Origin of the sequence: Bhargavaea sp. CC-171006, assembly GCF_009761675.1 — a bacterium.
GTDB classification, from domain to species: domain Bacteria; phylum Bacillota; class Bacilli; order Bacillales_A; family Planococcaceae; genus Bhargavaea; species Bhargavaea changchunensis.
The window spans coordinates 79,929-104,614 of sequence record NZ_QUZH01000007.1; the positions used below are offsets into that span (position 1 = coordinate 79,929).

General features: G+C 56.3%; 23 protein-coding genes and 1 riboswitch. All 23 genes read right to left on the reverse strand.

Going from position 1 to position 24,686, the window contains the following annotated elements; all coding sequences use genetic code 11:
- Nucleotides 1-118 precede the first annotated feature (118 nt).
- Nucleotides 119-1,717 (reverse strand): CTP synthase, encoded by a 1,599-nt coding sequence (locus tag DZC51_RS03820; RefSeq protein ID WP_157294047.1) that lies wholly within the window; start codon nucleotides 1,715-1,717, stop codon nucleotides 119-121.
- A gap of 142 nt (nucleotides 1,718-1,859) precedes the next feature.
- Entirely contained in the window at nucleotides 1,860-2,405 is a 546-nt protein-coding gene (rpoE, locus tag DZC51_RS03825; protein ID WP_157294048.1) for a DNA-directed RNA polymerase subunit delta, read from the reverse strand.
- A 72-nt stretch (nucleotides 2,406-2,477) separates the two neighbouring features.
- The gene (locus DZC51_RS03830; protein WP_157294049.1) at nucleotides 2,478-2,636 is read right to left on the reverse strand and encodes a hypothetical protein; all 159 of its coding nucleotides are present in this window, start codon (nucleotides 2,634-2,636) and stop codon (nucleotides 2,478-2,480) included.
- A 111-nt stretch (nucleotides 2,637-2,747) separates the two neighbouring features.
- Nucleotides 2,748-6,011, reverse strand: a complete 3,264-nt coding sequence (gene icmF / locus DZC51_RS03835) for a fused isobutyryl-CoA mutase/GTPase IcmF (protein WP_157294050.1) — start codon at nucleotides 6,009-6,011, stop codon at nucleotides 2,748-2,750.
- Entirely contained in the window at nucleotides 6,008-6,667 is a 660-nt protein-coding gene (locus DZC51_RS03840; protein ID WP_157294051.1) for a TetR/AcrR family transcriptional regulator, read from the reverse strand. Before DZC51_RS03840 ends, icmF begins: the two co-directional genes overlap by 4 nt.
- The gene (locus tag DZC51_RS03845) at nucleotides 6,664-7,803 is read right to left on the reverse strand and encodes an acyl-CoA dehydrogenase (protein WP_157294052.1); all 1,140 of its coding nucleotides are present in this window, start codon (nucleotides 7,801-7,803) and stop codon (nucleotides 6,664-6,666) included. Before DZC51_RS03845 ends, DZC51_RS03840 begins: the two co-directional genes overlap by 4 nt.
- A gap of 214 nt (nucleotides 7,804-8,017) precedes the next feature.
- A complete protein-coding gene (locus DZC51_RS03850) occupies nucleotides 8,018-9,154 on the reverse strand; it encodes an acyl-CoA dehydrogenase (protein WP_157294053.1) in 1,137 nt (378 codons plus the stop codon).
- 39 nt (nucleotides 9,155-9,193) lie between these two features.
- Nucleotides 9,194-10,045 (reverse strand): 3-hydroxybutyryl-CoA dehydrogenase, encoded by an 852-nt coding sequence (locus tag DZC51_RS03855; RefSeq protein WP_157294054.1) that lies wholly within the window; start codon nucleotides 10,043-10,045, stop codon nucleotides 9,194-9,196.
- Nucleotides 10,046-10,047: 2 nt separating this feature from the next.
- Entirely contained in the window at nucleotides 10,048-11,253 is a 1,206-nt protein-coding gene (locus DZC51_RS03860) for an acetyl-CoA C-acetyltransferase (protein WP_157294055.1), read from the reverse strand.
- A gap of 183 nt (nucleotides 11,254-11,436) precedes the next feature.
- The gene (locus DZC51_RS03865) at nucleotides 11,437-13,602 is read right to left on the reverse strand and encodes a (Fe-S)-binding protein (RefSeq protein WP_157294056.1); all 2,166 of its coding nucleotides are present in this window, start codon (nucleotides 13,600-13,602) and stop codon (nucleotides 11,437-11,439) included.
- A gap of 339 nt (nucleotides 13,603-13,941) precedes the next feature.
- Nucleotides 13,942-14,616: a hypothetical protein gene (locus tag DZC51_RS03870; RefSeq protein ID WP_157294057.1), complete on the reverse strand. Its 675-nt coding sequence runs from the start codon at nucleotides 14,614-14,616 to the stop codon at nucleotides 13,942-13,944.
- Nucleotides 14,613-15,098: an ECF transporter S component gene (locus DZC51_RS03875; RefSeq protein ID WP_157294058.1), complete on the reverse strand. Its 486-nt coding sequence runs from the start codon at nucleotides 15,096-15,098 to the stop codon at nucleotides 14,613-14,615. Before DZC51_RS03875 ends, DZC51_RS03870 begins: the two co-directional genes overlap by 4 nt.
- Nucleotides 15,095-15,691 (reverse strand): cob(I)yrinic acid a,c-diamide adenosyltransferase, encoded by a 597-nt coding sequence (locus tag DZC51_RS03880; protein WP_157294059.1) that lies wholly within the window; start codon nucleotides 15,689-15,691, stop codon nucleotides 15,095-15,097. The genes DZC51_RS03875 and DZC51_RS03880 overlap by 4 nt, the downstream gene beginning before the upstream one ends.
- Before the next feature lie 23 nt (nucleotides 15,692-15,714).
- Nucleotides 15,715-16,107: a bifunctional adenosylcobinamide kinase/adenosylcobinamide-phosphate guanylyltransferase gene (locus DZC51_RS03885; RefSeq protein ID WP_157294060.1), complete on the reverse strand. Its 393-nt coding sequence runs from the start codon at nucleotides 16,105-16,107 to the stop codon at nucleotides 15,715-15,717.
- Nucleotides 16,059-16,655 carry a histidine phosphatase family protein gene (locus DZC51_RS03890; protein ID WP_157294061.1) on the reverse strand — a complete coding sequence of 199 codons (597 nt, stop codon included), beginning with the start codon at nucleotides 16,653-16,655 and terminating at the stop codon, nucleotides 16,059-16,061. Before DZC51_RS03890 ends, DZC51_RS03885 begins: the two co-directional genes overlap by 49 nt.
- Nucleotides 16,628-17,395, reverse strand: coding sequence for an adenosylcobinamide-GDP ribazoletransferase (locus DZC51_RS03895; RefSeq protein WP_157294062.1), 768 nt, complete (start codon nucleotides 17,393-17,395; stop codon nucleotides 16,628-16,630). Before DZC51_RS03895 ends, DZC51_RS03890 begins: the two co-directional genes overlap by 28 nt.
- The gene (locus DZC51_RS03900; RefSeq protein WP_157294063.1) at nucleotides 17,392-18,219 is read right to left on the reverse strand and encodes a cobyric acid synthase; all 828 of its coding nucleotides are present in this window, start codon (nucleotides 18,217-18,219) and stop codon (nucleotides 17,392-17,394) included. Before DZC51_RS03900 ends, DZC51_RS03895 begins: the two co-directional genes overlap by 4 nt.
- Nucleotides 18,220-18,227: 8 nt before the next feature.
- Nucleotides 18,228-18,809 carry a bifunctional adenosylcobinamide kinase/adenosylcobinamide-phosphate guanylyltransferase gene (locus DZC51_RS03905; protein WP_157294064.1) on the reverse strand — a complete coding sequence of 194 codons (582 nt, stop codon included), beginning with the start codon at nucleotides 18,807-18,809 and terminating at the stop codon, nucleotides 18,228-18,230.
- Nucleotides 18,782-19,858: a threonine-phosphate decarboxylase CobD gene (gene cobD / locus DZC51_RS03910; RefSeq protein WP_157294065.1), complete on the reverse strand. Its 1,077-nt coding sequence runs from the start codon at nucleotides 19,856-19,858 to the stop codon at nucleotides 18,782-18,784. Before cobD ends, DZC51_RS03905 begins: the two co-directional genes overlap by 28 nt.
- Entirely contained in the window at nucleotides 19,845-20,801 is a 957-nt protein-coding gene (cbiB, locus tag DZC51_RS03915) for an adenosylcobinamide-phosphate synthase CbiB (protein WP_157294094.1), read from the reverse strand. The genes cobD and cbiB overlap by 14 nt, the downstream gene beginning before the upstream one ends.
- Complete coding sequence (locus DZC51_RS03920) at nucleotides 20,801-22,279, reverse strand: adenosylcobinamide amidohydrolase (RefSeq protein WP_157294066.1); 1,479 nt, start codon at nucleotides 22,277-22,279, stop codon at nucleotides 20,801-20,803. The genes cbiB and DZC51_RS03920 overlap by 1 nt, the downstream gene beginning before the upstream one ends.
- Nucleotides 22,272-23,246 (reverse strand): FecCD family ABC transporter permease, encoded by a 975-nt coding sequence (locus DZC51_RS03925; RefSeq protein ID WP_370513671.1) that lies wholly within the window; start codon nucleotides 23,244-23,246, stop codon nucleotides 22,272-22,274. The genes DZC51_RS03920 and DZC51_RS03925 overlap by 8 nt, the downstream gene beginning before the upstream one ends.
- Before the next feature lie 25 nt (nucleotides 23,247-23,271).
- A complete protein-coding gene (locus tag DZC51_RS03930; protein WP_232524051.1) occupies nucleotides 23,272-24,279 on the reverse strand; it encodes an ABC transporter substrate-binding protein in 1,008 nt (335 codons plus the stop codon).
- Nucleotides 24,280-24,431: 152 nt separating this feature from the next.
- Nucleotides 24,432-24,561: riboswitch (cobalamin riboswitch) on the reverse strand.
- Between the last annotated feature and the right edge of the window lie 125 nt (nucleotides 24,562-24,686).

Genomic DNA, 24,686 nt, shown 5'->3' on the forward strand with positions numbered 1-24,686 from the left:
AAACTTATGGTGATTCTGATAGAAGTCGGACATCGGAAGACCCTATTCATTGTGCGGTTTGTTAAGAAAACAAAAGCCAGGCGTCCGCTGTTCAAGCGGACGCCTGGCTTGTTGTTGTTCAATTTTCGCCGATTGATGCACGGATGAATTCGCGGAAAAGCGGCTGCGGACGGTTCGGTCGTGAAACGAATTCCGGATGGAATTGGCATGCGACGAACCATTTGTGTTCAGGCAGCTCGACTATTTCTACAAGGCGTCCGTCCGGGCTTAGGCCGGAAAATACAAATCCCGCTTTTTCGAATGTCTCACGGTATTCGTTGTTGAACTCGAAGCGGTGGCGGTGGCGTTCATAAACGAGGTCTTCCCCATAAGCTTCGCGTGCTTTCGTCCCCGGCTTCAGCTTGCACGGATAAATGCCGAGACGCAGGGTGCCGCCGAGATCTTCAAGGTCTTTTTTGTCCGGCATGATGTCGATGATCGGGAATGCAGTCGACGGGTCGAGTTCCGAGGAGTGCGCGCCATCCATCTTCATGACATGCTGAGCATATTCGACTGAAGCAAGCTGCATGCCGAGGCAGATGCCAAAGAACGGTACATTGTTTTCGCGGGCATATTCGACAGCCGCAATCTTGCCGTCAATGCCCCGGTCTCCGAATCCTCCCGGAACAAGCACGCCGTCAACATCAGAAAGGATTTCTGCAGCGTTTTCGCTTGAGATATCTTCAGCATTAATCCACTTCACGTCGATTTCTGCATCAAAAGCGAATCCGGCATGGCGGAGGGCTTCAACAACCGATATGTAGGCGTCCTGAAGCTCCACGTATTTGCCGACAAGGCCGATTTTGACGGTTTTCGAAAGCGACTTGACCTTTTGGACAAGCGCTTGCCAATCATCAAGTTCCGGCTTCGACGCTTCCAGACGGAGGTGATCGAGGACAAGTTCGTCCATTCCCTGCGCATGAAGCCTGAGCGGGATTTCATAGAGTGTTTCAGCATCACGGGATTCGATGACTTCTTCCGGACGGATGTCGCAGAAGAGGGCGATCTTGTCCTTCATGTCCTGAGGGACCGGCTGCTCGGTACGGACGACGATGAGATTCGGCTGGATACCGAGTCCGCGCAGTTCCTTAACACTGTGCTGGGTCGGCTTGGTCTTCATCTCGCCTGCTGCATGGATAAACGGAATGAGCGTGCAGTGGATGTACATGACCTCATTGCGGCCCAGGTCGGAACGGAGCTGGCGGATCGCTTCAAGATAAGGCAGAGACTCGATATCGCCTACGGTACCGCCGATTTCCGTGATGACGACATCCGCATTCGTTTCCTTGCCGGCGCGCAGCACACGCTGCTTGATCTCATTCGTAATGTGCGGAATGACTTGGACTGTTGCGCCATTATAATCGCCTCGGCGCTCTTTTTTCAGGACGGTGGAATAAACCTTCCCCGTGGTCACCGCGGAGTACTTCGTCAGATTGATGTCGATGAATCGTTCGTAGTGGCCGAGGTCAAGGTCGGTTTCCGCACCATCTTTCGTCACGAATACCTCACCGTGCTGGTATGGGCTCATCGTCCCCGGGTCCACGTTGATATACGGATCGAACTTCTGGATGGTCACTTCAAGACCGCGGTTTTTCAGCAGGCGGCCGAGGGATGCTGCCACAATCCCTTTCCCGAGTGAAGATACGACACCGCCGGTTACAAAGATATACTTGGTCACTTCAAAATCTCCTCCTGTCATTCCAAAAACAAAAAAGCCCCCCTGCAAACCGTTCTGCAGGGGAGCGCATACGCACATTTTAATCTCCTCAAACTGAGGAGCCCGAACTAAATCATAAACCCGAGAGGAGAATTCGTCAAGGTTAAACTTCTTCTTCTTCTTCCTCATCGTCATCTTCATCGGCCAGATCTATTTCGCCATCGAGGAGGTCATCGTCCTCTTCTTCATCAAGTTCCTCGACGTCCTCTTCTTCTTCTTCGTCTTCGATTTCGAAGTCTTCCTCATCATCGTCGTCAGCAAATTCATCGAAGTCCTCATCAAAATCGACATCCTCGTCATCCTCGATGATCTCATCGTCATCGTCCGCGACGGCTTTTGCTTTCGCCTTACGCTTGCGCGGCTTGACCGACGGCGCGGTCTCTTCCTCGATCTTATCGACCGGGTACCACTCACGCAGCGCCCAGCGCCCGTCTCCAAGCGCGAGGAACCGCCCGTCAATGTTCATATCTGTATAGAAGCGGACAAGGCGTTCCTTTGTCTCTTCCTCGGAAAGTCCGACCATCCGGCCGAGTTCTGCCATTAGAGCGGGGAACTCCATCGGCTCCCGGCGCTCCTCGAGCAGGGCGAAGGCGAGGTCGATCAGGGCTTCTTCTTTTAATTGTTCCTGTGTTAGATCTTGAAGGTTCATCAGGAGCACGTCCTTTCTGCATGCGTTGGCATAATCACCATTATATACAATGCGGTTCCTGCTATGCCACCATCAACTTTTGTTTTTCAGTGTCCGCCACCCGCTGAAGAACAGATAAAACAGCTGAGCGGACAGCAGGATAAGCGGCGCGGCGGCCAGGCCACGGTTATACAGGACGACGGACAGGACGATCAGGATCACCATTATGATTACGTGATGGGACGTTTTCAACGGGAGGCCCTCCTCTGCGCTTCTTCCTACATTATACAACAGAAGAAAAAATAGATGTCCCGCAGAGGGCGGGACATCGGAAATTTTTTTCTTGCAAAGCGGTCCTTTTGTTTACATGTTCCTGCGGTATTGTCCGCCGACTTCATAGAGGGCTGCCGTAATCTGGCCGAGGCTCGCCACCCTGACCGTATCCATGAGTGCCTCGAAGATGTTGCCTCCTGAGACGGCCGCTTGCTTCAGGCGGTCAAGCGCTTCCTGCGTACGGTCGCCGTGATGTGTCTGGAACGCCTTCAGGTTGTGGATCTGGGTCTCTTTTTCTTCCTTCGTCGCACGGGCAAGCTCCATGTTGTCGATGTCTTCCTCGGACGGCGGATTCGGGTTCAGATACGTATTCACGCCGACAATCGGCAGTTCACCCGAATGCTTGAGGTGTTCATAATACATCGACTCTTCCTGGATTTTCCCCCGCTGATACTGGGTCTCCATCGCACCCAGTACGCCGCCGCGGTCATTCAGCCGGTCGAATTCGGCAAGGACGGCCTGCTCGACGAGGTCGGTCAGTTCTTCGATGATGAACGAGCCCTGGAGCGGATTTTCGTTTTTCGAGAGCCCGTGCTCTTTCGTGATGATCATCTGGATCGCCATCGCGCGGCGGACCGATTCCTCCGTCGGTGTCGTGATCGCTTCATCATAGGCGTTCGTATGAAGCGAGTTGCAGTTGTCCTGCAGCGCCATGAGCGCCTGGAGCGTCGTCCGGATGTCATTGAAGTCGATTTCCTGTGCATGCAGGCTCCGGCCTGATGTCTGGACGTGGTACTTCAGCTTCTGGCTGCGGTCGTTCGCACCGTACTTCTCGCGCATCGCGACCGCCCAGATACGTCGGGCAACCCGGCCGATGACCGTGTATTCCGGATCGAGGCCGTTAGAGAAGAAGAATGATAGATTCGGCGCAAAGTCATCAATGTTCATGCCGCGGCTCAGGTAGTACTCGACGTACGTGAAGCCGTTCGCCAGCGTGAACGCAAGCTGGGAAATCGGGTTGGCCCCCGCCTCCGCAATATGATAACCGGAAATCGATACCGAGTAGTAGTTGCGGACCTGATGGTCGATAAAGTACTGCTGGATATCCCCCATCATACGGAGCGCGAACTCGGTCGAGAAGATGCACGTGTTCTGTCCCTGATCTTCCTTCAGGATGTCGGCCTGTACCGTTCCGCGGACCGTTTGGAGCGTCTTCTCACGAACTTCCGTGAACTCCTCCACGTTCAGCGTGCGGCCGAGTTCTTCTTCTTTCGCCTTTACCTGCTGGTCGATCGCGGTGTTCATGAACATCGCGAGGATGATCGGTGCCGGGCCGTTGATCGTCATGGAGACCGAGGTAGACGGCGCACAAAGATCAAAGCCGTCGTAAAGCTTCTTCATGTCATCGAGCGTGCAGACCGATACGCCGGACTCGCCGACCTTGCCGTAGATGTCCGGGCGGTATGCCGGGTCTTCACCGTAGAGCGTCACCGAGTCGAATGCCGTGGACAGCCGTTTTGCATCGTCATCCTTCGAAAGATAGTGGAAACGGCGGTTGGTCCGCTCCGGCGTCCCTTCTCCGGCAAACTGGCGTTTCGGGTCTTCGCCCTGGCGTTTGAACGGGAATACTCCAGCCGTGTAGGGGAACGACCCCGGCACATTTTCCGCATATACCCAGCGCAGGATTTCGCCGTAATCCTTGAACTTCGGGAGAGAAACTTTCGGGATTTTCAGGCCGGACAGGCTTTCTGTCCGCAGAATCGTGCGGATTTCCTTATCCCGGATCTTCGTGACAAATTCTTCGCCGGAGTAGGCTTCCTTAAGGCTTTCCCAGTTTTCGAGGATACGCTTTGACTCGGTCGACAGCTCAGTGTTCACCCCGTCGATCAGCGACTGAAGGGATGCTTCAAGCGCCTCATCCCCGCCCTTTTCGCGTATGATCGCAAGCGCTCCTTCCAGCTGGAACAGGCGGCGGCCAAGTTCTGCCTGCTGTTCCGCACGTTTGTGGTAGTCGCGGACCGTATCCGTGATTTCCCGAAGGTAATAGCGGCGGTCATTCGGGATGATGACATTCTGTTTCTGTGTTTTCACAGAATGCTTATAGGACGTTTCCCATCCGAGACTGAACTTGTCATTCAGGACATCGACGATTGCCGCAAACAGCGAGTTTGTGCCCTTGTCATTGAACTGGCTTGCGATCGTGCCGTACACCGGCATTTCGTCAAGCTGGCGGTCCCACAACTGGCGGCTCCGCTGGTACTGCTTCTGCACCTGGCGCAATGCGTCCTCGGACCCTTTGCGTTCGAACTTGTTGATCGCGATCAGGTCTGCAAAATCGATCATGTCGATCTTCTCAAGCTGAGTAGGCGCACCGAATTCACTCGTCATCACGTACATCGAGGCGTCTGCGATCTCCGCGACTTCGGCGTCCCCCTGCCCGATCCCGCTCGTCTCGACGATGACCAGGTCAAAGCCCGCCGCGCGGGTCACATCCAGCACGTCCCGGATGGCTCCGGACAATTCGGAACGGGAGCCGCGTGTCGCGAGGCTCCGCATATAGACACGGTCGCTGAAGATTGCGTTCATGCGGATCCGGTCGCCTAGAAGCGCACCGCCCGTTTTCTGCTTGGTCGGATCGATCGACAGGATGGCAACCTTCTTATCCGGCAGCTCGTGAAGGAACCGGCGGATCAATTCGTCGGTGAGTGAGCTTTTCCCCGCGCCGCCCGTGCCCGTGATGCCAAAGACCGGTGTGTTCTTCGACTTCTGCCGAACGGCTTCCAGCATCTTCTGCGCCTCTTCAGTCTGGTTCTGATAGGCGTCTTCAGCCAGTGTGATCAGCCCTGACAAGAGCGGCACATTGTCCGTGGTCAGTTCTTCCGGGTGGCCGAGGTCCTTTTTCTCGGATGTCTTGAAATCGCACTGCTTCAGCATTTCGTTGATCATGCCCTGGAGGCCGAGCCGGCGCCCGTCTTCCGGTGAAAAGATGCCCGAGATGCCGTAGTCATGCAGCTCCTTGATTTCCTTCGGGATGATGACGCCTCCCCCGCCGCCGTAGATGCGGATATGCGGCGCGCCCTTTTCCTTTAGAAGATCATGCATGTACTTGAAATATTCGACGTGGCCGCCCTGGTAGGAAGAAATCGCAATCCCCTGCACGTCTTCCTGGATAGCCGCATTGACGACTTCCTCGACCGAACGGTTATGGCCGAGATGGATCACTTCCGCCCCGCTAGACTGCAGGATGCGGCGCATGATGTTGATCGAGGCATCGTGGCCGTCGAACAGGCTCGATGCCGTTACGAACCGGACATGGTTGACCGGCTTGTAGACTTCGACTGGTGCCGTTGTCATTTTGCTTCCCCCTTCCGCTGAAGGCCGGCCACCCCGTAGAGCAGCTGGTCTGTCAGCATATCGATGAATTCCCCTAATGCGAACTGTTTTTGGAGTGTCCAGCGGCGGAACGCCCACATCTGACCCTGGACGATGATATGGTGTGCGCCGAGCTTGGCTTCCTTGGCAGAAAGCTTGATCTCGCCCGCTTCCGAGCACCCTGCCAGCATCCGTTCGAAAAGACCGGCCATTTCGAGTTCCTTCTCCAATACGTAGCTGAGTGCCGTCTTCGGGAGCGACTTCGTCTCCTGGTACATGACCGTGAATTCGTCATCCATAGCATCGATCGTTTCGATGTAAAGCCGGATGGCGTTTTTCAGGCCGCCGACTGTCCCCTGCTGTTCCGCAAGCGGTGCCAGGCGGTCATGCACTTCCTCATAGATCCTGTCGCATACCAAGTACAGGACATCTTCCTTTGTCCGGATATATTCATAGAGCGTGCCGATACTGAAGCCCGCTTCCTTTGCGATTTCCCGTGTGGTTGTGCGGTGGAACCCTTTCTCCCTGAACAGTTTCACCGCTCCGCGGATCATCTGGTCGCGGCGCTTTTCGATCAGTGACTCGTCCTTGACCGACGACTTCACCTCATGGCGCACCGACGTTTTCTTTTCGGTCATTTCGTCAGCATGCGGGAGATGACGAGCCGCTGGATCTCCTGCGTGCCCTCGTAGATCTGAGTGATCTTCGCATCACGCATAAATCGCTCGACCGGATAATCCTTGGTGTAGCCGTATCCGCCGTATACCTGAACCGCCTCAACCGTGACCTTCATCGCCGTATCGCCGGCCATCAGTTTCGCCATCGCGGACTCCTTGCCGTACGGAAGACCGTTCGACTCCAGCCATGCCGCCTGATATGTGAGGAGACGGGAAGCCTCGATCGAAGTCGCCATGTCGGCGAGTTTGAAGCCGATGCCCTGGTTTGCAGCGATCGGCTTGCCGAACTGCTCACGCTCTTTTGCGTAAGAAACAGAGTGGTCAAGCGCGCCCTGCGCGATGCCGACCGCCTGTGCCGCGATGCCATTGCGGCCGCCATCCAGCGTCTTCATCGCGATGATGAAGCCCTGCCCCTCTTCACCGAGGAGGTTTTCGGCTGGGACTTTGCAGTTGTCGAAGATGACTTCCGTTGTCGGAGACGAACGGATTCCTAGTTTTTTCTCTTTCTTGCCTACGGAGAAGCCCTCGAAGTCCTTTTCCACGATGAACGCGCTCGTGCCCTTGTGCTTGGACGACGGATCGGTGACCGCGAACACGATGTAGGTATCGGCGATGCCGCCGTTCGTGATGAACATCTTCGAGCCGTTCAGGATGTAGTGGTCGCCGTCCTTTTTGGCGGTCGTCTTCATGCCGCCCGCATCGGACCCGGACCCTGCTTCAGTCAGGCAGTAAGCGCCGATTTTCGAGCCTTCCGCCATCGGGCGGAGGTACTTCTGCTTCTGTTCTTCCGTTCCATATTTGTAGACCGGCCAGCCGGCCAGCGATGTGTGCGCGGAAAGGACGACGCCCGCGGATGCATCCACGCGGGAAAGCTCCTCTACCGCGATGACATACGCAAGGAAATCCGAACCGATGCCGCCGTACTCTTCCGGCCACGGAATGCCTGTGAGGCCGAGTTCGGCCATCTTGTGGAAAAGCTCCACGTCGAAGCGCTCTTCCTCATCGCGCTCTGCCGCAGTCGGTGCAACTTCCTTCTCAGCAAAATCATGTACCATCTTTCGGATCATTTCATGTTCTTCGGACAGTTTAAAGTTCACTTTGTCTTCCACCTTTCAGTAATCGGCCGGGCCGTCATTTGTGCATAGCATTTTGGGGCGTTTGTGTACTCGAATGTGCAGTCTCGTTCGGCGAACGTGCAATCTCGTTCAGTGATCGTGCAATCTCAAAGCTGATATGTGTAATCTTGCAGTTCCCCGCCATCCCTTTTTGAGGAGTTTGCACCCAACGCTGCGCTTTTGGGCGCAGAACACCTCACTTTGTGAGGTGTTTGCCGATGACAATCCTCTGGATCTCGCTTGTGCCTTCATAGATCTGGGTCACTTTCGCGTCGCGGAAGTAGCGCTCGACCGGGTAGTCCTCGGTGTAGCCGTAGCCGCCGAACACCTGGACGGCTTCGATTGCGCAGTCCATGGCCGCCTGGGAGGCGAACAGTTTCGCCATCGAGGCTTCCTTGCCGGCTGGCAGGCCGCGGCCGTAAAGATCGGCTGCCTGGTAAACGAGGAGACGTGCCGCTTCTACGGATGTCGCCATGTCGGCCAGTTTGAATCCGATTCCCTGATTTGCCGCGATCGGCTTGCCGAATTGAACCCGCTCCTTGGCATAGCTGACAGCCGCTTCAGTTGCAGCCTCGGCAATGCCGAGCGACTGGGCGGCGATGCCGATCCGGCCGGCATCAAGGTTGGCTAGGGCAATCTTGAATCCTTCGCCTTCCTGGCCGAGCATATTTTCCACCGGCACTTCCATGTCTTCGAATGTCAACTGGACCGTGCGTGAGCCGTGGAGACCCATCTTCTCCTCGTCTTTGCCGATGACAAGTCCCGGCGTGCCCTTTTCGACGATGAATGCTGTGACACCGCGGCTTCCCGCTTCCGGATTGGTGTTCGCGAAAACAATGTAAACATCCGCCTCACCGCCATTTGTAATGAACACTTTTGAACCGTTCAGGACGTAATGGCCATCTTTTTTTACACCCCGGGTCTTCATCGCGCCGGCATCGGATCCGGAGGACGGCTCGGTAAGGCAAAATGCGCCGAGGTATTCACCCGAAGCCATCTTCGGAATGTACTTCTGCTTCTGGTCTTCCGTTCCGAACTTCAGGATCGGGTTGATGCCGACCGATGTATGGACGCTCAGGATGACCCCCATGACGGCGCTAGCTTTCGACAGTTCATGGATGGCGATGATGTAGCTCGTGTAATCCATCCCGGAGCCGCCGTACTCTTCGGGCACCATAATGCCCATGAGGCCGAGATCACCCATCTTTTCGAGCAAAGGACGGGGGAACTCGCCCGCCTCCATCCTCGGAGTGAACGGCTCCACCTCGTTTTTCGCAAAGTCGCGCACCATCCGGCGCATCATATTCTGTTCTTCGTTGAATGTGAAATTCATGGTGTGCACCCCATTTAATAAAAGCCGTTTAGGACAGGTTTATTCATAGACATAAAATCCGCGGCCGGACTTTTTCCCGAGCCAGCCGGCGTTTACATATTTGCGGAGAAGCGGGCACGGACGGTATTTCGGATCGCCGAAACCTTCATGCAGCACTTCCATGATGTACAGGCAGGTATCCAGACCGATGAAGTCCGCAAGCTGGAGTGGTCCCATCGGGTGGTTCATGCCAAGTTTCATGACGTCGTCGATCGCTTCTTTCGATGCGACGCCTTCATACAATGTGAAAATCGCTTCGTTGATCATCGGCATGAGCACACGGTTCGAGACGAATCCGGGGTAGTCATTGACCTCGACCGGTGTCTTGGACAGCTTCCTCGTCATGTCCTCGACCGCCTGGTAGGTCTCGTCGGTGGTCGCAAGCCCGCGGATGATCTCAACAAGCTTCATGACCGGTACCGGGTTCATGAAGTGCATCCCGATCACTTGCCCCGGACGCTTGGTTACCGCTGCGATTTCCGTGATCGGCAGCGCGGAGGTGTTCGTCGACAAAATCGCGTGCTCTTTCGCATGCTCGTCAAGCTGCCTGAAGATGGACTGCTTGATTTCCATTTTCTCGACTGCCGCCTCGATGATCAGGTCGGCATCCTTTGCATCGGAAAGGTCCGTCGATTTCCTGATGCGTCCGAGCGCCGCATTTTTTTCTTCTTCTGTGATCCGGCCCTTCTCCACTCCTCGGGAAAGGTTTTTCTTGATGACGCCTAGTCCTTTTTCATAGGATTCTTCACTGATATCGTTCAGGGTCACGTCGAATCCGGCCTGGGCGCACACCTGTGCAATGCCGCCGCCCATCTGTCCGGCTCCGATGACCATCACGTGTTTGATGTCCATGCTTACTCCCCCTGTCCCTGCTTCGGTACTTCGATCATGACGGCATCCCCCTGGCCGCCGCCCGAGCAGATTGCCGCGATGCCGACACCGCCGCCGCGGCGTTTGAGTTCATGTGCGAGTGTCAGGATGATCCGTGCGCCGCTTGCGCCGATCGGGTGGCCGAGTGCGACCGCCCCTCCGTTGACGTTTACTTTCTCGGGATCAAGGCCGGCGATTTTCGCGCTGGCGAGCGAGACGGCAGCGAACGCTTCATTGATCTCGAACAGGTCGATCTCCTCAAGCGGCTTGCCTGTCTTTTCAAGGATCTCGTTGATGACAAGCCCCGGTGTCTGAGGGAAGTTTTCCGGCTCTACTGCGACTTCCGCGTGGGCGATGATTTCTGCCAGGACGTCTTTTCCTTCCTGCTTGGCACGGTCCGCATCCATGAGAACAAGGGCGCAGGCCCCGTCGTTCACTCCCGGTGCGTTGCCGGCCGTGATCGTGCCTTCTTTGCCGAATGCCGGCTTCAGTTTCGCGAGCGATTCGGAAGAGGTGTCGCGGCGCGGCGCCTCGTCTTCCCCGACATGGATTGTCTGACCTTTTCGTGCAGGCACTTCGACCGGCACGATCTCTTCGACAAACAGCGCTTCATCGATCGCCTTCACGGCGCGCTCATGGCTGCGGAGCGCCCATTCGTCCTGGGCAACGCGTGTAAGCTCCATCTTTTCCGCGGTGCTGTTTCCGTACGTGCCCATATGAACCCGATCCGGGTGGAACGAGCAGGAAAGCCCGTCATGGATCATGCCGTCAATCAGCGGGGCATCCCCCATCTTCAGGCCGAAGCGGCCCTTTGGCATGTAATACGGTGCGTTCGACATCGACTCCATGCCCCCAGCCACAATCACCTGCTCCTCACCGAGGCGGATCAGCTGATCGCCGAGCGTCACCGCGCGCATGCCGGATGCGCATACTTTATTGATCGTCTCGGTTTTCACTTTCCATGGAATGCCCGCTTTGTTCGCAGCCTGCCGGGAAGGAATCTGACCCTGTCCACCCTGCAGGACAGTCCCCATGATCACTTCATCCACTTCTTCCGGGGATGTTCCGGTCCGTTCCAAAGCCGCGCGGATCGCCACCCCTCCGAGATCGCTTGCCGTCTGAGATGCAAGCAGCCCGCCGAATTTGCCGAATGGTGTGCGTGCCCCGCCAAGAATCGCCGTTCTTGCCATGATCGATTTCCCCCTTTTGAATGTGAGAGCGTTTTCATATTGAATTCAGTAAATGCCGGGCGGCGCTTTTTCAATTGATTGACTGAACGCTCGCTCGGCAAAAATCCCGAGAAAAAGGGAGTGACAGGCACTCCCTCTTCCATTTGTTTCATTGTATCGAATTTTCAAAGAATCCGCAACGGCTTACTGAAGAATCGGTTCTTCCTCTTCCTCGACTGCCGGCTCCATATTGTCCCCGAAGATGGAGAGCTCAAGAAGTTCCGCAACGTCGTAGGTGCCGACCTTGTCTTCCACTTCCACCGCTTTTGTGCCGTCCGAAATCATCGTCAGGCAGTAAGGGCAGGCGGACGAAATGACGGACGGATTGACTTCCAGCGCTTGTTCGGTCCGAGCGACGTTGATTCGGTGGCCCTTGTCTTCCTCCATCCACATGAGTCCTCCGCCCGCGCCGCAGCACATGGCATCCTGGCGGTTCCGGACCATCTCGACAAGTTCTACGCCCGGGATGGACTTCAAGATCTCACGCGGTGCATCATACACGTCGTTGTACCGTCCGAGGTAGCAAGAGTCATGGAAGGTGATCTTTTCGTTCACCGCATACTTAGGTTTCAGCTTGCCCTCCATCAGAAGTTTATACAGGAACTCGGTATGGTGGTAGACGATGGCCTGATAGCCGAAGTCCGGATACTCGTTTTTGAAAATGTTGTAGGCATGCGGGTCAATCGTGATGATCTTCCTTACACCGTTCTTTTCAAACTCCTTGATGTTCGCTTCGGCAAGCTCCTGGAACAGGAACTCGTTTCCGAGACGGCGAGGCGTGTCACCGGAGTTCTTTTCTTTGTTTCCAAGAATGGCGAATTTGACGCCGGCTTCGTTCAGGAGATGAGCAAACGACAGCGCAATTTTCTGGGAGCGGTTGTCGAATGCGCCCATCGAGCCGACCCAGAGCAGATACTCGAAGTCTTCACCCGATTTCTTGGCTTCTTTGACCGTCGGAATATGGAGGTCCGGACGCGCTTCGCGCCAGTTTTCCTTTTCCTTCCGGTTGAGGCCCCAAGGGTTGCCCTGACGCTCGATGTTCGTCATCGCGCGCTGTGCATCCGCATCCATGCGGCCTTCCGTCATGACGAGGTAGCGGCGGAGGTCGATGATCTTGTCGACGTGTTCGTTCATGACCGGGCACTGGTCTTCACAGTTCCGGCAGGTCGTGCACGCCCAGATCTCTTCTTCCGTGATGACGTCCCCGATCAGGGAAGGGCTGTAGATATCACCGATGACCGCGCCTTCAGCGCCTGCCGCCATCGCGAGCTGGTTGCCGCGCGTGTCGTTGAACATGAACGGCGGCACCCAAGGCTTCTGCTTGGTAGTAACAGCACCCGTGTTGGTCAGATGGTCGCGCAGTTTCGTGATCAGGTCCATCGGCGACAGCATCTTGCCCGTGCCGGTTGCCGGGCACATGTTCGTGCATCGGCCGCACTCCACACACGCATAGAAATCGAGCATCTGGAGCTGCGTGAAGTCCTGTATCTTGCCGACTCCGATCGACGGCATCTCTTCTTCGCCGCAATCTTCTTCCGCATCGTCTTCCTCAAGTGCGGTGAAGTCGATCGGCGCGAGTTTGCCTCGACGGTCAAATCGCATCAGGTACGTGTTGGCTGGACCCGCGATCAGGTGGGCGTGCTTCGACTGAGGCACATACACGAGGAAAGCGAGAAGCGTCAGCAGATGCACCCACCAGGCAACAAAGAACACTGCGGCCGCTGCGGTCGGCGGCATCCAGCTGAATGCGGACGCAATCGCCGATGCCATCGGCTCCGTCCAGGTCGTCCCGTGTCCATGCCAGATCATATTCATGCCGTTAGCGACAAGTGTCGACAGCATCAGTGTCCCGATGAAAATGAGGACGAGGCCGGCTTTCCAACCTCGGCGGAGCCGGACGAGCTTTTCCACGTAGCGGCGATAAAATGCCCAGACGACCGCGACCAGGATCGTGAAGACGACAATCTCCTGGAAGAACGTGAAGAACGGATAGACCGGCCCGAACGGCAGGTGGGAATCCGGTTTCAGCCCTTTCCAGATCAGATCGATCGCCCCGAACTGGACAAGCAGGAATCCGTAGAAGAACATGACGTGGATTGTCCCGCTCTTCTTATCCTTCAGCAGTTTTTTCTGTCCGAAGACGTTTGTCCAGATTGCACGCAGCCGTTCATCGATCTTTGCGTCAAACTCCTCTTTCTTTCCGAGTCTGATAAAATCAATGCGTGTTTTGACCACGTATGTGAACAATCCGAGCGCGTACGCAGTGACGGCCAGGAACAGAATCCAGTTGGCAATAAGCAATGGGTTCACATTGGTCCCTCCCTTTCCGGTACCGGCCGGCGTTGAATCCGCTTTCACTTCGTGCAGTTCAATCCGGCTCCGGCATCTCTTTATGACTCCAGTTTAATAATGAATGAGCATTCAGTCAACAATATTTTTGAATTTTGTCCCGAATGACAAAAGTGAGGCATCCGTGTTCCCGATTTTACGGGAACACGGATGCCTCTGCAATGTGATTTTTTATTGGTATTACGAACGATTTCTGTTATATTCCCCGGTATGTCCTGTACCTGCTGCTTCTTCCGCTCACTCACGACTGAGCCACTGAACTCTGTGAGTGGCCCGGCGGTCGCCGTGCCGGTTTCTGTTTCAGCCCATTTCATGGAAGAATTCCCCGAAGTGCAACTGGGCATCCGATTCTTTCCCCGGTATAGTGCGGACAAAGATAGCAGTGGCCGGACCGGCGGAAGCTGCAGGATCCACTTCGGATGGCAGCCATGCAGGCGGCTGTCCGGTAAGCCGCTCCCATTCCGCACCAATTCCGCCTGAGCCCGCCGGCCAAACGGTATCGATGATCCCTTCATCAAGACCGGTCCTCACCTTTCCGAGTTCCGCGCACTTTTCCGCCTCCCGGATGACGGCTTCGCCGACAAGCGGACGGCCATAAAGGAACCATTTACCACCTGATTCCGTAATATCATGTGACCTTCTCCCGATCATCGTCATACTCATTGCGGACTGGAGCATGTCCATGTTCGTCTCGGTGCTTCCTGAAATCGGCGGAGGCATTAGTGAACTTTCCTTGAATGCCCGCCGGATTCCGTAAGTGTACTCATCCCAACTGGTATTCCCGCTGAAGTTGTGGAGGAGGACGGCGATCGGCTCTGCTCCTGCCGCCCACTGCTCAAGAAGAGTGACCCGTGCAGAGAAATAGCCTACAAGTTCATCCGGCACCTGAACGGCATCCGCCGCTTTCTTGCCGATACCGCCCGAGTTATCAGTTGTAATGACCAATCCTCCGCCCAGGTCCAGTGCATTTCTCACCGGGCCACCTCTTTCCGGACCGCGACTTTTCGTACAATGGGCATGGTCGCCCCCGCTACCATAGCATTAACGATGGAAGCTGCCGGAACTGCGATGATCGCCGTCCAAAAGAACGCAGGTGAAACGAGCCAATAAAAAGGCAGGACAGCAACCACACCGTTGCCGACCAGGAAGAATCCCCATTTGAGAAGGTTCCTTCCCCGATGGTGCAGCCAGGCAAAGCCGCCGACCACAACAAACATTTCAGCAGCGATCAGCAGATGAAGCGGTCCGAGCGGGCTTCCTCCAGTGATGGCCGATAGCAGGTGTCCGATCATCGCTGCCGTTCCTGCCGCTGCGGGGGGAAGAAAAGCGGCCGATAATAGTGCCGGTGCCGAATCAAGTGCCGCCGACCCGATGCCCATCGGAATCTTCACCAGTGCTCCGATCGCGCACATTGCCGAGACCAGCGCCGTCATCACAAGAAGACGCGTTCTGTTCAATCGGTTTCATCCTTCTGTTTTTTTCTCTTGGTATTCCGGAACACCTTGGCGCTCCTTGCATATTCGACATCCGTCCGTCCCAGCCGGAAATTGGCGATCCTTGCGGCAGCAAACAGATAGTCCGAAAGCCGGTTGATGTATTGAAGTGCGGTCTCCGGAACCTCCTCCCCCGCATTCATCAGCCGGACCACCTGACGCTCCGCCCTTCTTGCCACTGTCCGGGCAATTTGAAGCGTCGCGGCAGGATCCGTCCCGCCAGGAAGGATGAACCGTTCAAGTTCAGGTGCTTCTTCCGTCAGTTCATCAATCCTCTTTTCGAGCCGTTCTATGGAAATCGGGCTGAGCTTGTTCTCGCGTTTTTCGGTTACATTTGCCAGATCTCCCCCGCAGTCAAACAACTCATGCTGAATTTCCTCAAGGTCTTCAAGCAAGTCACCAAATAATTCTGCCGGGAGCTCAGACATCGCCTTGCCGATAAATGAATTGAGTTCATCCGTCGTGCCGTAAGCTTCAACACGGAGATGGTCCTTGGATACTCTCGCACCGATGAGCCCTGTCATCCCTTTGTCTCCCGTTCGTGTGTAGATCCCCATCCTTCTTCCTCCTATCTGCAGTTTCACTTCAGTTCTTTCGCAAGTCCGTACCAGATCCGCGTGACACGGCCGGCTTCCCTGAACAGCCGCTGATTCAGACGGCCGCATGTGTCCCGAAGCCAGCGGCTGTGCGGATCGGCGGGTACGATCCCCCTGCCGATGTCCGTCACGATGACGACCAGCCGGTCTTGGTCCGCAGCTTCAATAAATCGGAACACGTCTTTCAAAGCGGACTCCTCGTCACGATGGTTGGATGACAGGTACGCTTCCAGTCCGGCCAGCACCACCCGGCCGGACTCAGGTTTCGGCAGCCGGGAAAGATCTCCCGCCTCGACCCATTGCACTTTTTCATCGGCAAGCGCTGTTCTTACGTACTCGCGCTTCCCGTTATGGGCACCTCCGATATAAACGTGCACCGGTTTCCCTCCTCCCATGACCTGCGGCTGGACCATTCCAGCCTGTACAAACCTCCCGGCGGGACACTCCAGCCGAAAAAAGGCCGGGGCTCCGGCGCAAGATGACTCAGCAGGATCCTCGCCGGGCCTCCATGCGTGACGATGGCCGCCGATCGGACCTTCTGTTTCCTGAGTTGGTCAATCCCCAGAAGCACACGGTCCTCCAGGCAGGCAAACCGCTCACCTCCGGGCGGATGCTCGACAGCCGGGTCATTAATCCAGCTGCGGTAGCGGACATCCGCTTTCAGGTCATCATACGTTTTCATTTCCCAGGCGCCGAAGTCCGCCTCCCTGAATTCAGGGAGGGGCTCGTACGGTATGGCCGGAAATAAAAATTCTGCAGTCTGTCTGCAGCGAAGAAGATCACTACCTGCCAGATAATCCGGCACGAATCCGGCCGGGCCGGCATCTGTGCATACAGGCACTTCGCTCCACCCGACATACCGGCGCTCCCGGTTCGCTGCTGTTTCAAGATGCCTGATTACATACAGAACAAAAGAATCGTCCATAAAAACAGCTCACATCCTTCGACAAATGCACCGGCCAGATCACCGGTGGCACCCCCAAAATTTCGGGCGGTCCAGTTTCTGAAGAACAGCACCGCCGCGAGAACCGCCGCGGTCCCCACTGCCGGAAACAACAGGCTCTCCGACCAAGCAGCGACAGCGGCTCCACCCAGAACGAGCATGGCCGCGGCGGGGATGCCAATACGGAACCCTTCCAGTTTCCCGATGAAAAACACAAGCACACCCGAACGTTTTGCCTGTGCAGTAATCGACAGATAGATGGCAAGTCCTGCCCGTGCAGCGAACGGCACGAATACTGCAAAAGCAGGCATCAGTCCTGCCCGGCCAATCAATTCTGTCAGGACCGCGAGCTTCCCGAGTAGAAGAAAAAGCAGCGCCATTGTGCCGAACGCTCCGATCCGCGGATCCCCCAATATTTCCAGACGCTTTTGGGGGTCTCGGTAAGAAAAGTACGCATCCCCCATATCCGCCCAGCCGTCCAGATGGAGCCCGCCTGACATGACTGCAAGCACCAATACCAAAACAAAAGCCGTAAGGAATGGCCCCGTTCCTCCGGGGCCGGCAACCAGTGCCGCTGCTGACCAAGACACCGCCCCGATCAGTGCGCCGACAACCGGATTGAGTGTAAACATCCAGATTGCCTCTTTCCTGCCGATCGGCAGGTTTTTGCGCACAGGCACCGCCGTAAAAAACTGGACTGCAAGAAGAAATCCCCGGATCATCGGCCGTCTTCTCCGAAAATCAGCTGCCGGATGCGCGGCCAGTCCGCATAGTTTCGGAAATGTGCTGCCCACTCGTCATACAGGGGCCGATCGGGTCCTCCTGCTCTGCCAAGGGTATCTTCTTCTTCAATTCCGTGGCCATCCATATAGGGCACCACGCCCAGGACCGGAAGACCGGTCCGTGTCTCCAGGAAATCGATGCCGCTCTGAAACAGCCCGATATCGCCCCGGAACTTGTTGATGAGAATTCCCTTGACCCGATCCCGATCCTGCCTGTCCAGCAGTGCAAGCGTGCCGATGACCGAGGCGAACACCCCGCCCCGCTCAATGTCTGCGACGAGCAAGACCGGAACATCTGCCTCCCTGGCGACCCGCATGTTCACCATTTCTCGGTCGTTCAGATTGACTTCTGCCGGGCTGCCCGCTCCTTCTATGACGATGGCATCATAACTTTCACCCAGGGCCCGGAGCGACGTCCGGATCGCTTCCATACCGGTCCGGAAAAAGCGTTCCCGGTATTCCATTCCGTTCATCTTGCCGGACGGACGGCCGAGAAGCAGGATTTCGGCAGTATTGTCATTCTTGGGTTTTAGTACAATCGGGTTCATCTCGGCCATTGGAGGGACCCTGGCCGCTTCCGCCTGCACTCCCTGTGCCCGGCTGATCTGTAGACCGTCACCAATTTCAGTCGTGAAAGACGACATATTTTGTGATTTGAAAGGCGCCGTCCGGACCCCCTCATCAGCGAGCAGCCGGCAGATTGCGGTGCATGTCATGCTTTTTCCGACATGGGATGCCGTTCCCTGAATCATGATTCCGTTCATGCCATCCCTCATTTCCCGTTTTCCGGTTTCCACCGGAGCGGTATGCCCGCATCCATTTCATACGCAAGGTCCGCCATTGACACGAGCCGTTGATGGATGTGCCCGAGCATTTCTGAATAAGCCCGGATGTCCGCCGTGGCCGGAAGCGGTTCATCCAGCACTTCATTGGATACCACAACGACGGCAGACGCCTTTCCGGTCATTTCAGATAGCGCACAGAGCAACGCCTCGACTTTTTCCTCCAGGCACCCTTGCCGGCGGTGGCAAGGCAGGCCGCTTTCAATGCCTTCATACATTTCATTGGCCAGCCATGTCGTGATGCAGTCAATCAAAAGCCCATCCCCTTCACGGATCATCGGAAGGATGCCCGAAAAATCTGCAGGACGCTCAATCGTCTCCCATGATTCCGGTCTGGCGGCACGGTCCTGCCGGTGATGCCTGATCCGCTCTCTCATCTCCCTATCGATCGGACGTCCCGTTGCGACATAAACGCGACGGCCGGCTGCATGGGCACAGAGCCAGTTTTCCGCGAATGCGGTCTTTCCGCTTCTGACGCCTCCGCTTATGAATACGAGTCTTCCCCGAACCATCCGGCAAGCGCCTCCTTCAGAATCTTCATCTTTTCCCGTTCCTTGATGCCCACCCGGAACCACGCCCCGTCCATGCCGTGAAAGTTCTCCGAATGGCGGAGGACGATCCCCTGCCTGAGCATCGCTCCAAAAAGCCCCGCAGACTTCTCGGGCCGGAAGCTGATGTAGTTCGTTTCGCTGTCGGTCACAGTGCATCCTGCCTCCTCCAGAAATACGGCAAGTTGCTGTCGTTGTTCTCCGCAGTACCGGACTGTCCGTTGGCGGAATTCGTCCTCGTCAAAGCAGAACGTTCCGATCCTGGCGGCAATCCCATTGACATTCCAGTGAGGAATGGCATTTCGGTGGCCGGCGATCCGATCTTCGGCACCGATCATATATCCGAGCCGGATACCCGGAATACCGTACATTTTCGTCATTGAACGGACGACGACCGCATTGGGGAATTCCACAAGATCAGGGATAAACGAGTGTTCCTCACCTGCAAAATCCATGAATGCTTCATCAATGACCAGCTCGCAGCCGGTCCGGAGCCCATGTTCAGCCAGCCGGCGTATGGTCTCCCTAGGAATCCGCACACCGGTCGGGTTATTCGGGTTGCAGATATACAGCACATCCGCATCCGACATTTTCTCCAAAACCCGTTCCTCGGGAAATTCCGGGTCGGCCGGGTCCGTTACAAGATCAGTGCATTTGGCACCTTTTGAGAGCAGTGTGGTCCTGTATTCGGAAAACGTCGGATGAATCAGGAGAGCCGTCCGGCCGCGGTACCTGTCCGCAATGACCGAAAACAGCTCCGCAGCACCGTTTCCTGCCAGTACGCGATTCCCGGGCACACCGTGATAGGCGGCGGCTGCCGAGCGGAACGGTTCACCTTCCGGATCCGGATAATGAGGCAACGCCGAAAGCAGTTCCGGCCAACTTTTTCTGACCTTTTCAGGAATTCCCATCGGATTGACATTTTCACTAAAGTCTCTCACCCGGTCCGGCACTTCCATGCCGAGCCGTTCATATAAGCGGAGCGGGTTCGCCCCGTGTTCAGGCAACTGCAACAGCAATTCCTCCGATCAATAACCATAGGATGACAAACGCCCACGATGCGGAGTGCATCGCGTTCACTGACTCAGCAATATCCGCTGTCTCAAGCGGACGGTCCGGACGGCCCATCCTCGCGCGATCGGACGGCACCCCCTGATAGGTGTTGAGCCCGCCAAGTTCTGCGCCGAGCTGCCAGGCGGTAGCTGCCTCAAGCCAGCCGCTGTTCGGACTCGGATGCTTTCCGGCATCACGCCGCCATCCGTCCAGCCGTTCCCGGAGCGGCAGCCCGCTCCGATTCGGGGCGACGAGCAAGATGAGCAGCCCCGTCAGCCTGGCTGGGATCAGATTCAGCACATCATCGGCCTTGGCCGAGAAATAACCGAACGATCCGTATCGTTCATTCCGGTAACCCACCATCGAATCAAGCGTATTAACCGCCTTGTAGATCCAAAGGCCCGGCGCCCCGAAGAGAAAGGCCCAGAAAAGCGGTGCTGTCACACCATCGGATGTATTTTCCGATACAGTCTCCACGACCCCGCGCACAACTTCGGACTCAGGCAGTGACTCCGTATCCCGTCCGACGATCCAGCCGAGTTTTTCCCGTGCTTCAGGGAGATTTCCTTCCACGAGCGGCCGATACACCTCCATCGCAGCCTGCGCCAGACTTTTCCGGGCAAGACCCGCCGCAATCAGCAGAGACTCTGCCGCGATGCCTGCCGTGCGGTGGACGCTATAGAACAGCCAGACGAGGACCCCCGCTGTAAGCGCGGACAGTCCCGCAGTGATCAGGAGTGCCATCAGCCCTTTTGTACGGCGGTTCCTTCCTGAATTCAGCCGGTTATCCAGAAATGTGATCAGCCGGCCGATCCATCGGACGGGATGCGGCCATCCGGGCGGATCCCCAATCAACCTGTCAATCAGGAACCCGGTCACACAGGCGATCAGATGATTCAGGATCATCGGCTTTCCCTTTCCAAGTTCGCCTTCCGCTTCCGGTACCGGCGGATGGCTTCGGCGGTGCACTCAAATACCCCCCGGCCGATTGCCTTCCCCAGTTCGGTAACGGTCCCGGCATACGGATAGCGGATCCCCCTCTGGGTGGCCGCAATGAGCAGGCTGTCGGTCGAAGTACCGGTCGCCACGGTCCCGGTCAGCGGGTCAAGCACATGCTCAGTCTGCATCGCTTTTGCCTTTGCTTCGGTTGCAGTGATCATTCCCTGTATAAGGGCTTCTTCCGGAAGATGCCCGTTCACGATGACCCAAGTATTGATGGTTCCTGCATATGCATCACGATCAGTTCCGAGTGAGGCATCCACTGCATTGCCGACTCCTGCCGTGACACAAATGAAAATGGGGGCATCCGGTGGCCCGTATTCACCGATGACAGCATCTTCAGTCATCGCCGCAGTCATCATCGCCACCGTCTGGGTGAGAGGAAACCCGCTTTCATCCAGCCAGTCCCTCATCTCCGTTCCGGCGTCATCCGTGGAATAGTCGGCATCGACTTTCCGGTTGACAAAGTGGCGGTACCAGCCGGCACCTGCCCCGAACACTGCAGAAGATACTGCCATCAGAGGGATTCTGCTGTTGAGGTGGACATACTCCCGGGACACCGAAAAATTGGCTTTCCGGATGATTTCCTGCCTGTCTTCCGGTTCCTTGGCGGGAAGAAGCGTGATCTGCGGCTTGGGAACTTCCGGATGCATCCCCGCCCTGACCCGCGCCGCATATACCCTCTCCATCTTCCGTTCGTCCACCACTTCATCCGGCGTTCCGATCGCAGCCACTTCTCCTCTGTCCATCAGAAGCAGGCGGTCACAGTAGAGCGAGGCCAGATTGACATCGTGAAAAACAGAGACGACGGTCAAACCGTTTTCAGTCGCCTGGCGCCGCACAGTATCCAGTAATTGCTGCTGATGTGCGATATCCAGATGGTTGGTCGGCTCATCCAGGAGCAGCACAGGCGCTTCCTGTGCCAGCGCTTGGGCGACGAACACCCGCTGGCGCTCGCCTCCGGACATGAATTCAATCTCTGTATCCCGGTACTTTGTGACCCCCATCCGGTCCATGGCTTTCTGAACCGCACGCTCATCCGCATCGGACCATCCGGCAAACAGGCCGGTCTGGTGAGGATAACGGCCGAGCGCAACCGTCTGATATGCAGTCTGCGAAAAGGTATCCGCCTGGAGCTGCGGGAGTACGGCTACTTGCCGGGCAAATGCCTTGCGTGAATACTCGGCAATGGACCTGCCGCCGATTTCGACCTTCCCGGAATCTGCCGGAAGAAGCCCGCTCAGCATTTTCAGGAGCGTCGACTTGCCGCTCCCGTTCGGTCCGAGTATCCCGAGCATGGTACCGGCTTCCACCTCAAACGAAACTGACCGGACAACCGGCGTGGCGCCGTATCCGCCTGTTAACTCCTTTACCCTAAGCATGCCGGGCTGCCCCCTTTCTCCGCTGTCTGTAGAAGATGAATGCAAAAACCGGTGCCCCGATAAATGATGTGATCACTCCGACCGGCAATTCTGTTGGCGAAATGATGGTGCGTGCCACAAGATCGCACAGCACGAGAAGCGAAGCGCCATTGATGAATGAAAGCGGCAGCAGATGCCGGTGGTCGCTTCCCCATAAGATTCGTGTCATATGGGGGACGACAAGCCCGACAAATCCGATTGTCCCCGATACGGCAACAGCGGAGCCGGTAAGGATTGAGCCGCCGCCGAGGATCATCCATTTGCGCTTCCTTACGTCCACACCGAGATGGTGGGCCCGCTCCTCCCCGAACAGCATCGCATTCAGCTCCCGACGGCAGAGCCAGAGCAACAGGCCGCCAATCAGAAGGAACGGGAGGATCATCCACACATACTTCCAGCCTCTCATCGATACACTGCCGAGCAGCCAGCTGATGATCTGCCTGAGCTCCTCCCCGGTGAGGGCAATCATGAGCGACAGCACCGAGCCGAGAAACGACCCGAAAATGACTCCCGTCAGGATGATCGTTTCCATCTTAAGTGACCGGTCGACCGCCCGCGCAAAGCCGATCACCAGAAGAAGCACCGCCATTGCGCCCGCCATGCTGAAGATCGAAAGGGTATAGGCGCCGAACAGTCCGATACCGAAAAAGAGTGTCGCCACGGCGCCAACTGAGGCACCGGACGACACTCCGAGGGTATAAGGATCGGCGAGCGGGTTTTTCAGGAGACCCTGAAACGCTGCGCCCGCCAAGGCAAGCGACCCTCCGACGAGCCCTGCAAGCACAACCCTCGGCATTCGGATGTTCCAGAGGATGTTGGCGGCAACTTCATCTGCTTCCGGGTTCACGAGCACTTGGAACGGAATCTTCACCGATCCGACGGAAACACCCAGCCAGAGTGCCAGCAGGAGCATGGCGGCCGATACCATGTATGCAGCGGCCGGCTGTTTCGTCTTACGCTGCCTGATCTTCTTCATTCTCTTCTGCTTCCCCGAAGATTTCCGGATAAACGGCTTTAGCCACTGTCTCCAGGCCATCGGCGAGACGCGGACCCGTGCGGCTTGTGATGTTTTCATCAAGCTGGATCACGGCCTTATCCTTAATGGCGGTTACGGTGTCAAACCCAACACGTGCATACACATCTTCCACTGCCGTATCGATGTAGTCATACATGACCAGGAGCACATCCGGGTTTCGGCTGACGATCTCTTCCGGATCCATCATGACCCAGCCTTCCTGGTCACCTGCGACATTTTCCGCATTGATGATGTCGAGGAACTGCTGCATGAATGTACCGGATCCCGGTGTATAAATTTCAGGTGCCGGAGATGTTTCGACAAACACTTTCTTCTTGTCTGTGACTTCCGCTGCTTTTTCCTTGATCTCTTCCACTTTGGACTGCATACCGCTGACGATCTCTTCGGCTTCGGCAGAATGGCCGGTCAGCTTGCCGATCTGTTCAATCGTTCCATAAGTTTCATCAAAATCCATAGCGTTCTTTACGACAAATACAGTAAGTCCTGCATCGCGCAGCTGCTGAAGTCCTTCTTCTCCGACGCCGAGTGCAGATTCATGTGCAAACACGACGTCCGGCTGCATGCCAATGATTTTTTCGACGTTAAATTCCTGGCCGCCGATCTTTTCGACTTCCTGGGCTTCTTCCGGATAGTCGTCAAAGTCACTGACACCGACTACCGCATCTCCCGCACCAACCGCAAACAGGATTTCCGTATTGCTCGGAATCATCGAGACGATCGCATCCGGTTCTTCCTCAATTGTAATCTCATTGCCGGCCGCATCGGTCATCGTAACCGGGAATTCCGCCTGTTCGGAAGATTCCTGGGACGGTGTTTCCTCCTGTTCTTTCGCGGGCTTGTCTGCCGATTCCTCTCCGTTGCCGCACGCGGCAAGCATTAGGGCAGCAGCGGGTGCAGCAAGCCATTTTAACCATTTCTTGTCCAAATCCGATTCCCCCTAATCTTTATGTACGGAACAGAAAAAACCCCCGCGCAATGCGGGGGCAGAAATACCGGCAGGACGGCCATGCGGAAAAAACGACCGCTGCCTGGCATATGCAGGCGCCGTTCCACACCGGCCTGTCCTCGCAGGCGCATTCGGGTGTTTCCGCTGAGGCAGGTTTCCTGACTTGCGGCTTTCAAGCCGCTCACAGTGGCGGGACCGTGCCGGATTCTCACCGGCTTCCCTTTTACCCCCATTCGGGGCACCTCAGCGTTATCCGGCGCTAACTCATGCCGGATATTCAGTTCCTATTCAATTTAATCAGATGGCGCGAGATTTGTCGAGAGCCTTCGGGAAAGACGGGACTGTCGGGGTATAGCAACGTCTCACCTGGATATGGCAACGTCTCA

What these genes read in the sequence shown, in the direction of transcription:
- rpoE (WP_157294048.1), bottom strand. Translation starts at nt 2,405, where the DNA reads ATGAACCTTCAAGATCTAACACAGGAACAATTAAAAGAAGAAGCCCTG.
- icmF (WP_157294050.1), bottom strand. Translation starts at nt 6,011, where the DNA reads ATGACAACGGCACCAGTCGAAGTCTACAAGCCGGTCAACCATGTCCGG.
- DZC51_RS03840 (WP_157294051.1), bottom strand. Translation starts at nt 6,667, where the DNA reads ATGACCGAAAAGAAAACGTCGGTGCGCCATGAGGTGAAGTCGTCGGTC.
- DZC51_RS03850 (WP_157294053.1), bottom strand. Translation starts at nt 9,154, where the DNA reads ATGAATTTCACATTCAACGAAGAACAGAATATGATGCGCCGGATGGTG.
- DZC51_RS03855 (WP_157294054.1), bottom strand. Translation starts at nt 10,045, where the DNA reads ATGGACATCAAACACGTGATGGTCATCGGAGCCGGACAGATGGGCGGC.
- DZC51_RS03860 (WP_157294055.1), bottom strand. Translation starts at nt 11,253, where the DNA reads ATGGCAAGAACGGCGATTCTTGGCGGGGCACGCACACCATTCGGCAAA.
- DZC51_RS03880 (WP_157294059.1), bottom strand. Translation starts at nt 15,691, where the DNA reads ATGGGGATCTACACACGAACGGGAGACAAAGGGATGACAGGGCTCATC.
- DZC51_RS03890 (WP_157294061.1), bottom strand. Translation starts at nt 16,655, where the DNA reads ATGGACGATTCTTTTGTTCTGTATGTAATCAGGCATCTTGAAACAGCA.
- DZC51_RS03895 (WP_157294062.1), bottom strand. Translation starts at nt 17,395, where the DNA reads ATGATCCGGGGATTTCTTCTTGCAGTCCAGTTTTTTACGGCGGTGCCT.
- DZC51_RS03900 (WP_157294063.1), bottom strand. Translation starts at nt 18,219, where the DNA reads ATGAACGGAATCATGATTCAGGGAACGGCATCCCATGTCGGAAAAAGC.
- DZC51_RS03905 (WP_157294064.1), bottom strand. Translation starts at nt 18,809, where the DNA reads ATGGTTCGGGGAAGACTCGTATTCATAAGCGGAGGCGTCAGAAGCGGA.
- DZC51_RS03920 (WP_157294066.1), bottom strand. Translation starts at nt 22,279, where the DNA reads ATGCTTAGGGTAAAGGAGTTAACAGGCGGATACGGCGCCACGCCGGTT.
- DZC51_RS03925 (WP_370513671.1), bottom strand. Translation starts at nt 23,246, where the DNA reads ATGGTATCGGCCGCCATGCTCCTGCTGGCACTCTGGCTGGGTGTTTCC.